This window comes from Shewanella sp. A22 (assembly GCF_053850585.1).
On record NZ_JBSQBN010000138.1, the window covers coordinates 1 to 11,563 of the forward strand.

The following is an 11,563-nucleotide window of genomic DNA, read 5'->3' on the forward strand; positions in this document are numbered from 1 at the left end:
GCGGTCAGATACTGGAGGTAGAGTAACGCAGGAGCTTGTTACCGAGGATCACTATTCGCTTCAATCATCTGCCTTGCCTACAGCACTTTGAACTCCCGCTGAAAGATCACATATTTAATAGGATTGGTATAACAGTGCTTGGTTGACTTTTTAAGTGCTGAACACCTTGTTTTCGTGGCAAACCATAACAGTGGCATGAAACATGTGATGAAAATGCTGACCAGAACTAGGTCAATTGCAAATTTTAAAAAAACACTTAAAAAATACTCTTTAAAAATCAATCGTTAATATGAAACTGTTATTTTATTTATGTAAAGATAAAATTTATGACGATAAATACTTGCAAATACAAATGAGAATGATTACTATTATCTGGCGTTCCAAAACTCGGTTTAACAATTAAAGACTTCATCACCTTTAATTGGTTTTCAGAGTTCGCAAGCACGACATTGCTCACACACTCTTTGTGGCCGGGTTCATCACCCGGCTTTTTTTTGCCTTTTTTTCAACTTATTCCATTCTATCGCCAAAATGTAAGCCTTCATAAGGGCCAAGTTGCTGATCATCTTTCGCTTTGTGATAAAGTCCTATGGTAAATATGGTCCCCTTGCCAACAATTGAATTAACATCAATTGTTCCACCGAGGCGTTTAATGATCCCATAGCTCAACGAAAGGCCTAAACCAGTGCCATCTTTACGTGTGGTATAAAATGGGTCAAAAATACGGCTAAGGTCTTCTTTTGTAATCCCCATCCCTTCATCTTCAACTTCAATTTTAACCCCAATGGTTTCACCATCTTCGAGCCAGTCGTATGTTCTTAACCAAATTCGACCTTTATTTTCAATAGCATGGGCAGCATTAATCATTAAGTTAATCAGCACCTGCAATAATTGTGGACGGTTGACTTCAACAGCACATGTCGCTTCAAATTCTTTGATTAATTTAACTTCTTGTTGCTCAATAGAATGGCGTGCCAGTAACAGCATTTCTTCAGCTATGGGCGTCACGGGTTGTAATGTTATCGGCGCATTAAACTCACCCGGACGACTGTATTGCAACAAGCTACGAATGATAGTGGTGATCCTACCCACTTGTTGAATAACTAACTCAATTTCTTCTTCAACCGCTGTGTTGTCACCGAGCTCATACTTTAACAGCTCCATATTGCCCAAGATAACGGCGGTAGGATTGTTAATCTCATGGGCGATCCCTGCAATGAGCTCTCCCAATGCGGTCAGTTTTTCGTTGGTCACCAGTTGTTGTCTGGTGGCGTGCAATAATGCAACGTTTCGTTCGAGCTCTTCTGTTTTATCTTGCAAGCTGCGGGTTCGTTGTTCGACTTTAATTTCAAGTTGTTCTGCTGCGGCTTGAATTTGAGCATTACGACGCTGTAGTTGATCCAGCATACTGTCGAATTGTTCGGCTAAATGAGTTAATTCGTTATCCCTATTTAATCCTAATTTACCAATTCTGACATTGCGACCAGACTGTACTGATGTAACAACTTGGTGTATATATTCAATAGGTTGTAACAAGCTATTGGCGCCACGGTAGACCAAAAATCCTGAAATAAATAATACAATAACTAAAATAGTTCCTAGCTCGATAATGTTAAGTAAATAATTATGTAGAAAAGGAGACTCAGAGAAACCGGCGTACACCATTCCGATCCTTTTACCGCGAACATCTTCTAACGGTAAATAACCCGAGATATACCAATCATTAAATACAAAGGCACGATTTATCCACGTTTTTCCTTCGACAAGCACTTGTTGATACACCTCATCAGACACAAGCGTACCTAGTGCTCTATTGGGTTTATCAATATCTTTTGGAAACTGTTCCATCGGCACATTAGTGCTAACTCGAATATTATCTAAGAAAAGGGTTACCGTACCGATAGAGCGCTCTGGCAATGTACCTTTGCCATACACTAAGTCACGAATTTGGTCCACGATGACAGTATTATTATTGAACAACATTCCACCGTCTAAATACCAAAATACATTCCCAGACAAATCGGATATGGGCAGTAACGTTCGACTGAGTAAGCCACGAGTTTCGACACTCTGTTTAGGCTGCTTAGCATGTAATGTGGTAATGAGTGACAATTGCGCTTGTTTAACTAAATTTGAATCTATCCGTTCAAGACGTTTTGCAGATAATACCATTAAGCCAGAAAAGGCTTTTTGTTGAGTTTTGTGCAACATTAGTCGCAAGTCAGGATCGGCTGCGGCATCTGCAACACTAATTAAACGCAAGAAGTCCAATCCCGATTCTTGTTGCTGTTGAGCCAATAGTATATTTAATGCATCAATCGCCTTGTGGTTAGGCTGCTGATCTGTGTGTTTTAACAGTCTAAATGCGTGCTGAAAATCCCATGATTTGCTTATCAAATCCAATTGGTTTTGCTGATTTTGTTGCGCTTGCTGCAAGGTACTGTTAGCGACAACTAAATCCGCCTTCACCTTCATAAACAACTGTTTACCTGTATATATTACATTCCAATAAATCGTAATAAATACCAAGCTTACTAAGGTTAGTAATATGGGCAGTAATGTTAGAAATAAAATTCGATAACGTACTTTGGCTTGCATTTGCTGCCAACTAATTCCAAAAATACGTGTAAAAAAACCAGTAGATTTCACTCTTTTATGTTTCCTCGTGAGACTCATCTTGGTGAGTAAACCAATCTTTATACTTTCTATCTAAGGTTTTTCGAGACACGCCTAAATCACGTGCTGCAGCAGATTTATTTCCATTATAACCATCGACTACCTGAGTAACATGATGCTTCTCAACCTCTTTTAATGGCCAATCTAAGGGATAACCCATCGCATCGTTAACCACTACGGGCGCGGGCTTTTTCCAATATTCTGCAGGCGGTTTACCGAGTAAGATACATCGCTCAATCATATTACGTAATTCTCGAATATTCCCCGGCCAATCGTACTGTTGCAGTACCTGCAAATCTTCGTGGCTCCAAATAACGTCTTTTATACCCAGTTCTTGCGACAATTGCAGCGTAAAATAATGGGTCAGCTCAACGACATCTTCAGGACGAGATCGCAATGAAGGAATGACAATATTGAGTACATTTAAGCGATAAAATAAATCACGCCTAAAGCGGCCTGCTTCCACTTCATCAATTAATAGTCGATTTGTGGCTGCAATAACACGCACGTTAATATCGATTTCTTTTTCACTGCCTACAGGTCGAATAGCTCGTTGTTCCAGCACCCTTAATAAGGCGGTTTGCATATTCATTGGCATTTCGCCAATTTCGTCCAAAAATATTGTGCCGCCAGAGGCATAGCTAAATAACCCTTCCCGATTACCTTTCGCCCCTGTAAATGCACCTGCTGTATGACCAAATAATTCACTGGCCAATAGCTCTGGGGCAATGGCACCACAGTTTACCGGTACAAATGCCCCAGTTCTGCCACTCAGTTGATGTAATTGTCTGGCTACCAGCTCTTTTCCTGTACCCGATTCTCCTTCAATTAAGACAACCGCGTTTGTTGGCGCAATACGTTCAATCACTTCTTTTACGTCACGGATAGCTTCGCTGTTTCCAATAATGGTGGATGATTGCCCATGTGACAATTCACGCCTTAGCATAAAGTTTTCGCGTTTAAGCAAACGCTTTTCGATACAGCGATCAACCGCGGTTATCATTTGCTCTAAGTGGAACGGTTTCATAATGAAATCGGATGCACCTGCACGCAACGCTTTAATTGCTACATCCATGTCAGCGTAACCGGTCATAAAAATAACATCCGACTGCCGATCTGGATCATTGAGCGCCTCATGCCACTCAATTCCAGAACGATCGGGTAATCTAATATCAACGATTAATAAATCAAAGTGGCCTTGACTGCGCAGCTCTTCTGCTTGTGCAATTGTGGAAGCGGTTTCGACCAATGCAAACTTCTTTGATAAGGCTTTCATCAAAAAACTGCGCATACCGGGTTCATCGTCAACGATGAGAACCGACATTGTGGTCTTACTTACTGGAGAGATATGTTCATCTGGACTCATAAATGGACTCATATTTGGACATTTTGACGCGCTTTGTTAACACTGTATCACTGAATTTAAAATACTTGGTCACTATGAACCATAGAAAAGTGATCATGGGACAATTTGTCTACTAAAAAATATCACAGCTTGGGAGCAAGTTCACAGTTTCGATTTTATGCGTGAACTCTGTTTGCATTAAAACTGCTTGGCATCTAACTTGCTTATTGCGTTAGTAATTAAGCAGAAAAAGCTTAATGTTTTGTACATTTTTCTGTATGAACATCATGACTATTAATATCTCAAGGAGCGGTAATGTTAAAACTCAAATCAAGTGTCGGTATTCTATTAGCAGCGTCAGTACTCAGCGGAGTAATGTTCAGCCCTGCTACACTCGCAAATGAAGTCATCAAATTAGCGACCACAACCAGTACTGAAAACTCAGGATTACTTGGCGCAATATTACCTAAATTTGAAGCTGAATCAGGCTACACTGTACAAGTTATTGCCACAGGGACAGGTAAAGCATTAAAATTAGCAAGTCAGGGAGATGTTGATGTAGTCATGACTCATGCTCCTGCTGCAGAAGCAAAATTTGTTGCTGACGGTTACGGTATCGAGCCTCGTGGTATCATGGAAAATGATTTCGTTGTTTTAGGGCCTAAAGATGATCCTGCTGCAATAAAGTCGAGTAAAAATGTGACTGAAGCATTCAGCAAAATCGCTCATAAGCCTAGCAAGTTTGTTTCTCGTGGTGATAATTCTGGCACTAACATGAAAGAATTAATCATTTGGAAAGATGCTGGCGTAAAACCTGATTTTAACGGTTATACATCAGTTGGCCAAGGCATGGGTAAAACCTTGTTAATGGCAAATGAATTACAAGCTTATACACTAACCGATCGCGGTACTTATATTGCTTATAAAGCTAAACTAGACCTTAACATTAGCTTTGAAGGCGGCGCTAAACTGGCTAACCCTTATCAAATTATGTTAATCAACCCTGCAAAATACCCAGAGTTAAATCATAAAGGTGCAAGAGCGTTAAGCGACTGGTTTATCAGCCCTGCGACACAAACTATGATTAATGATTACAAAGTTCAAGGAGAGCAATTGTTCAAGGCAACTTATAAAAAATGAGCGATGGCTGGTTAGCTCTATTGCAGCAAGCATTTAGCTTGCTGCTATCTTTTGACCCTAATGTATGGGCAATTATTAACATCTCCTTTTCGGTGTCTTTCGCCGCGCTTTTGATCACCATTATTCCATCGATGATGCTAGGTTTTATCCTTGCCTTTAGCCATTTTAGAGGCCGCTGGATTGTGACAAACCTCGTTCAAACATTACAATCTATCCCCACTGTGGTCATCGGTTTACTCGTGTATTTATTACTGACTCGTAATGGTGTGATGGGTGATTTAAAGTGGCTATTTACCCAAAAAGGAATGATTTTAGGTCAAATGTTAATTTGTGCTCCTGTATTAATCGCCTTATCTCAGGCCGCGTTTTCTAGTGTTGATAGAAGAGCTTGGGAAACATCCCGAACCTTAGGCGCGTCTTGGCTTCGTGCCGTTTGGACATTATGTCGCGAGCTGCGAGTGCCTCTTTTATTAGCCATTATTGCTGCATTTAGTCGTATTTTAACTGAAGTAGGTTGTTCGATGATGGTGGGAGGAAATATTATGAATGTCACCCGTAATATCCCCACAGCAATAGCACTCGAAACAAGTAAAGGTGACTTTGCCCAAGCGATTGCCTTAGGGCTAGTGTTATTAATATTAGCATTAGTGCTAAACTTCATCTTAGGTTCATTGCGAGGCAAAGCCCTCCCAAGGAGTCACTAAGGTGCCTTTATCACACAAACCAGACACACCATTAGTCAGTATCCATGCGACAAACTTACTGATGCAATTTAACCAACAGATTTTATTCAATGCTGATGATCTGCACTTCAGCCAAGGTGACGTGATTTATTTGCAAGGCGACAATGGCTCGGGTAAGTCAACGTTGATGAAACTCCTAGCAGGGTTACTCACACCAAGCCAAGGCCAAATTAACTGTCAAGGTTTTGCACCTAGAGCATGGTGGCGCCCTCAGTCACTACTTGGAAAAGCGGTCTATTTACACCAGCATCCATATCTTTTTGAAGGTTCTGTAAAGTACAACTTAACGTATGCCTTAGACCAACTGAAATTACCACCAAACGAACGCAAGCAGCGCATAGAACAAGCCATTGATATGGCGCAACTTAACGACTTATTGAGCCACCATGCTAGTGATTTATCCGGTGGTGAACGTCAACGGCTTGCGATTGCAAGAGCGTGGATCACTCAGCCCAGATTACTCATGCTTGATGAACCAATTTCAAATATGGACAAGCATTCACAGCGTTTAGTTTTGGCAATGATTAATCAGTTAAAACAAGATGGTACAGGACTATTAATCAGCAGCCATCAAACTTGTGGCTTAACTGCGTTGTGTCAACAACACTGGCATATAAAACAACGTACAATTCATACCAGTATGCATGTACCCACTCCCGATGATTTACATGATACTCACACTACGGAATTACATTATGGCACCACAAATTGATGCAGTAATTTTAGCTGGCGGCATGGCTAGACGAATGGGCGGCAATGACAAAGGTTTAGTCGATCTCAATGGCCAAGCAATGATTTGTCACACCATCGATAAACTGACAGACCAAGTAAATAACATCGTTATCAACGCTAATCGAAACCAAGCTCAATATGAGCAATGGGGTTATACCGTTTTTAGCGATCAAGACAGCGGCTATTTAGGGCCGCTGGCAGGAATGGTGACAGCCTTAAAGCAAACTAAAGCCGATTACCTTCTTGTTGTGCCTTGTGATTGCCCTATGTTGCCAACAGACTTAGCGGGCAGATTATTAGCCGCATTAGAGCAACAACAAGCCGACCTTGCAGTGGCCAGTGATGGTGAATACGAACAACCCGTAGTGTTACTATTAAAACCTCATTTAGTCTCATCAATGCAGGCTTTCTTGGATGCAGGAGAGCGTAAGATTGATTTATGGTACGCCCAACACAAAGTGGCAGTAGAAAGCTTTGCCGACCAACCTAATGCGTTCGTTAACATTAATACACCAGAACAAAAACATCAGTTAGCAGCGCAAATTGCCAAATAATTTAGTAGAGGTATTCCATGACAGCATTATTTTCTAACCCCTTACCTATTCCCGTTTTAGGATTTTGTGCATACAGTGGTACAGGTAAAACAACTCTACTTAAACAACTTATCCCTGCGCTCAACCAACGCGGCTTACGTTTAGCGGTTATCAAACATGCACACCATAATTTTGATGTAGATATTCCGGGTAAAGACAGTTTTGAAATGCGTAAAGCTGGCGCAAGACAAGTCTTAGTGGCCTCCCATGTACGTTGGGCGTTAATGACCGAAGACCCTGTCGATGACGACCCACAATTACAGCATTTACTGCGCCAAATTGAAGCTGATAAAGTGGATATCGTCCTTGTAGAAGGCTTTAAAAAACTAGCATTACCGAAAATAGAATTACACCGCGCTGCGCATAATAAGCCTCTGATCCATATTCATGATGACAATATCGTTGCAATTGCCTGTTGTGACGAAACCACAGTGCCAGACACATTAACCCGCTTAGATTTAAACAATGTGGCGCAAATTGCTGATTTTGTTCAACACTACCAGCAAAATTGGCAGGTAGCAGATATCAGTTTACCCATCGATGCGAGTATAGCTGCCCCGATCGATAATATAGCAAACCATCCACACGGTATTAGCGTATCGCAAGGTGTTGCTGCAGTGCTTACACAAGTGGCCCCAATAGCTGACACCGAATTAGTCAGTCTTTTCGATATTGATAACCGCGTACTGGCACATGATATTATTTCTGAAGTAAACGTACCTCAACAAACTAACTCTGCAATGGACGGTTATGCCTTTGCATTTAGTAACGTATCTAAAAAGCCTCTTAAAATCGTGGCAGAAGTATTAGCAGGACATCATTACCCCAATATGTTGCAAGACGGCGAAGCTGTGCGCATTATGACTGGCGCAACAGTACCAAAAGGTGCTGACACCATTCAGCCGCGAGAGTTGGCAAACGAGCAAGATAATCAATTAACCCTTCTTGAGCAAGAACACATAGTCAAAGGCCAACATGTTCGTTTAGCCGGTGAAGATATTGCTAGAGGGGATATTGCATTAGCGGCAGGAAAGCGCCTTGGCGCTGCGGAGTTAGGCTTACTCGCATCACTTGGGTTTAACCGTTTACCGTTGATTAAACGCCCTACCGTTGCAGTATTCTCAACTGGCGATGAAGTCAGCCAGCCGGGAGAATTGCTCAAAGCAAACTGTATCTATGACTCCAATCGATACACCATATTATCTATGGCTAAAAAACTCGGGGGTCAGGTTATTGATTTAGGCATTATTGAAGACAATGAGCAAACACTGACAGCTACATTACACAGTGCCGCACAGCAAGCGGATGTAGTGATCAGCTCTGGCGGCGTGTCAGTAGGTAATGCTGATTACATCAAAACAGCCTTAGCGAATGTCGGTAACACTCAATTTTGGCGAATTAACATGCGCCCAGGACGCCCCCTAGCCGTAGGTAAAATTGATCAAAGCCTGTTTTTTGGATTACCGGGAAATCCCGTTGCCGTGATGGTGGCATTTTTACAATTTGTGCAACCCGCTATTCGTAAGCTGGCTGGTGAATCCCACTGGCAGCCACAATTTATTCCTGCTATTGCACAACATGCATTACGCAGTAAAACAGGACGTACTGAATTTTTACGCGGTATTTATACTATTGCTCCTGATGGTAAAATCAAAGTGAGTACCACTGGCGCACAAGGTTCTGGCATGCTCAGTTCAATGGTCAATGCCAATTGCCTCATTGTCATTAACGATGACACTGCAACAGTTCCAGCGGGAGAGTCTGTTTTTATCCAACCATTCGCTGATTTACTGTAACGGTTAATATGAACCAACTTATCGACCGTTTCCAACGGAAAGTAGATTATTTACGCCTATCGATTACCGATCGTTGTGATTTTCGCTGTGTGTATTGCATGAGCGAAGATCCCACTTTTTTACCTAAGTCACATGTGCTTAGCCTAGAAGAATTGTCGTGGATAGCTCAAGCTTTTACTGAGCTTGGGGTCAAAAAAATACGCCTGACTGGCGGGGAACCATTAGTCCGATCTGATTGTGACAAACTGGTCAAATTGTTGAAAAATTTACCAGGCCTTGATGAACTGTCAATGACAACGAATGGCTCACGGTTATCTAAGCTAGCACAGCCACTGTTTGATAATGGCCTTAGCCGTTTAAATATCAGCCTCGATACCTTAAACCCCAATCTATTTTCCCAGTTAACACGTAATGGAAAACTGGAGCGAGTCATCGCGGGTATTGATGCCGCTATCGCGGCTGGGTTTCGCAATATCAAAATAAATGCGGTCATTCTGCGCGGGCAAAACGATCATGAAGTATTAGATTTAGTTGAGTTCTGTCGCCAACGTCAACTGGATATAGCTTTCATTGAAGAAATGCCAATTGGATTGATGGATGAGCGCCAACGAAGTAGACATTGCTCCAGCGATGAAGTGCGCAGTATTATAGAAACACGCTATCCATTAGTTGCCTCATCTAAACGCACTGGTGGCCCGGCTCGATATGCAAAAATGGTCGACAGTTCAATAAACATCGGATTTATATCGCCACACAGTAATCACTTTTGTCATGAATGTAATCGCGTCAGAGTCACTGTAGAAGGACAATTACTGTTGTGCTTAGGAAATGAAAACGCAATTGATTTGAAAAAAATTGTGCGACAATTCCCCGCGGACATTAATCGTCTTAAACAAGCCATTACAAATGGCATGCAATACAAACCCCAGTCGCATCATTTTAATATCGACACCGCCCCACAAATACTGCGCTTTATGAATGCAACTGGCGGCTAATTGTTTTTGTTATCGTCAATGATACACTGATGCAATGGTTTTCCGCATCAAACTGGCGAGTCACATTGTCTGTCACTCATAGGGCCAGTTTGAGATAGTCTTTATATTCAAGTTAAGGTGATTTATGGCCCTGTCACGCAAACGCTGGAACTACATTATCATTGGTGCCAGTATATTTATGATTGGGGTGTTGTCGCTAATCAATGACAAAACAGCCAATGTACCCAATGACACAGTGCCTTTATTTGACCAGCAATTACCGTTAAAGCAATTGCAACTTGATGAATACTGGTTAACCAAGCGTAATCAACATTGGCAATGCCACCAGCAAGTGCTTAATTGCCAGCAATGGGCGCAAGCATGGCAAGCAATAAAAGTGTCACCGCTTAGTACGGCTCCCTCTCACGGAAATAAAGAACAAACATTGACGATTGCCATCGACAATGTACAAACCGCGCAAATGTGGCGCTATTTTCCCAACGAAGGTTTATTACAATCGTCCAGCCAGCGTTGGTATAAAATCCCGCCTAGTTTACGGGCAGATTTACAACCTATCCTTGCGATTACCTCTTCACAATAACTAATGAGTCATTATGCCTGAATTACCCGAAGTTGAAGTGACCCGCCAAGGGATCAGCCCATACCTTATTGAACAAACAGTCAGCGAATTAATAGTACGCAACGCTTCCCTTCGATGGCCTGTACCAGCCATTGCTCAAAACATTGTTGGTCAACGTATTAACAATATTCGTAGGCGAGCAAAATACTTGTTAATTGATACAGATGCAGGAATGACGATAGTGCATTTAGGCATGTCTGGCAGTTTACGTATTTTGCCTCGTAATACACCTGCCGAAAAACATGATCATATTGACTTAATACTCGATAATGGCCGCATGCTGCGCTTTAATGATCCTAGACGTTTTGGCGCTTGGTTATGGTATGAGCTACCAGAAGATGCTCACCCATTATTGTCAAAACTCGGCCCAGAACCACTTAGCCAACACTTTACCCCAACACAATTACACATTGCATTAAGCGGTAAAAAGAAAGCCATCAAGCAGTGTTTAATGGATAATCATATTGTGGTGGGTGTTGGTAATATTTATGCTAACGAAGCCCTTTTTGCGGCAGGAATACACCCACAAGCTGCAGCTGGCAGCATTGATATAGAACGGTTAACGATTCTCGTCAGTGAAGTAAAACAGATTTTGGCTCTCGCCATTAAGCAAGGTGGTACCACCTTAAAAGATTTTACTAATGCTGATGGTAAACCAGGTTATTTTGCCCAAAAGCTGCATGTATACGGCCGAGGTGGCGAAACCTGTACCGCCTGCGGTAATTTATTAAGTGAGATAAAGTTGGGTCAACGCACTACGGTATTTTGTGGTGTGTGCCAACAACGATAGTGACATCAGTAATACCAATCCTATTAAATATGTGATCTTTCAGCGGGAGTTCAAAGTGCTGTAGGCAAGGCAGATGATTGAAGCGAATAGTGATCCTCGGTAACAAGCTCCTGCGTTACTCTACCTCCAGCATC

At 41.9% G+C, this 11,563-nt stretch carries 10 protein-coding genes; 8 read left to right on the forward strand and 2 right to left on the reverse strand.

The features are described from left to right. Positions 1 to 510: 510 nt before the first annotated feature. Complete coding sequence (locus ACWXWT_RS17925) at positions 511 to 2,598, reverse strand: sensor histidine kinase (protein ID WP_456042950.1); 2,088 nt, start codon at positions 2,596 to 2,598, stop codon at positions 511 to 513. 55 nt (positions 2,599 to 2,653) lie between these two features. Next, the gene (locus ACWXWT_RS17930; protein WP_456042942.1) at positions 2,654 to 4,042 is read right to left on the reverse strand and encodes a sigma-54-dependent transcriptional regulator; all 1,389 of its coding nucleotides are present in this window, start codon (positions 4,040 to 4,042) and stop codon (positions 2,654 to 2,656) included. 294 nt (positions 4,043 to 4,336) lie between these two features. On the opposite strand from ACWXWT_RS17930, the gene ACWXWT_RS17935 reads away from it, so the two are divergent. The 8 genes from ACWXWT_RS17935 to mutM all read left to right on the forward strand — a co-directional run bounded on the left by ACWXWT_RS17935 (position 4,337) and on the right by mutM (position 11,429). Then, entirely contained in the window at positions 4,337 to 5,161 is an 825-nt protein-coding gene (locus tag ACWXWT_RS17935) for a substrate-binding domain-containing protein (protein WP_456042943.1), read from the forward strand. Next, on the forward strand, positions 5,158 to 5,865 hold the full coding sequence (locus ACWXWT_RS17940; RefSeq protein ID WP_456042944.1) for an ABC transporter permease: 708 nt from the start codon (positions 5,158 to 5,160) through the stop codon (positions 5,863 to 5,865). Before ACWXWT_RS17935 ends, ACWXWT_RS17940 begins: the two co-directional genes overlap by 4 nt. Before the next feature lie 61 nt (positions 5,866 to 5,926). Further along, positions 5,927 to 6,616, forward strand: a complete 690-nt coding sequence (locus ACWXWT_RS17945) for an energy-coupling factor ABC transporter ATP-binding protein (RefSeq protein WP_456042951.1) — start codon at positions 5,927 to 5,929, stop codon at positions 6,614 to 6,616. Beyond that, positions 6,600 to 7,190, forward strand: coding sequence for a molybdenum cofactor guanylyltransferase MobA (mobA, locus tag ACWXWT_RS17950; protein ID WP_456042945.1), 591 nt, complete (start codon positions 6,600 to 6,602; stop codon positions 7,188 to 7,190). Before ACWXWT_RS17945 ends, mobA begins: the two co-directional genes overlap by 17 nt. Before the next feature lie 17 nt (positions 7,191 to 7,207). Further along, positions 7,208 to 9,025 carry a bifunctional molybdopterin-guanine dinucleotide biosynthesis adaptor protein MobB/molybdopterin molybdotransferase MoeA gene (locus ACWXWT_RS17955; RefSeq protein WP_456042946.1) on the forward strand — a complete coding sequence of 606 codons (1,818 nt, stop codon included), beginning with the start codon at positions 7,208 to 7,210 and terminating at the stop codon, positions 9,023 to 9,025. 8 nt (positions 9,026 to 9,033) lie between these two features. Further along, positions 9,034 to 10,020 (forward strand): GTP 3',8-cyclase MoaA, encoded by a 987-nt coding sequence (gene moaA, locus ACWXWT_RS17960; RefSeq protein WP_456042947.1) that lies wholly within the window; start codon positions 9,034 to 9,036, stop codon positions 10,018 to 10,020. Positions 10,021 to 10,144: 124 nt separating this feature from the next. After that, positions 10,145 to 10,600, forward strand: a complete 456-nt coding sequence (locus ACWXWT_RS17965; RefSeq protein WP_456042948.1) for a hypothetical protein — start codon at positions 10,145 to 10,147, stop codon at positions 10,598 to 10,600. Between the two features lie 13 nt (positions 10,601 to 10,613). Then, positions 10,614 to 11,429, forward strand: a complete 816-nt coding sequence (gene mutM / locus ACWXWT_RS17970; RefSeq protein ID WP_456042949.1) for a bifunctional DNA-formamidopyrimidine glycosylase/DNA-(apurinic or apyrimidinic site) lyase — start codon at positions 10,614 to 10,616, stop codon at positions 11,427 to 11,429. Positions 11,430 to 11,563: the final 134 nt, after the last annotated feature.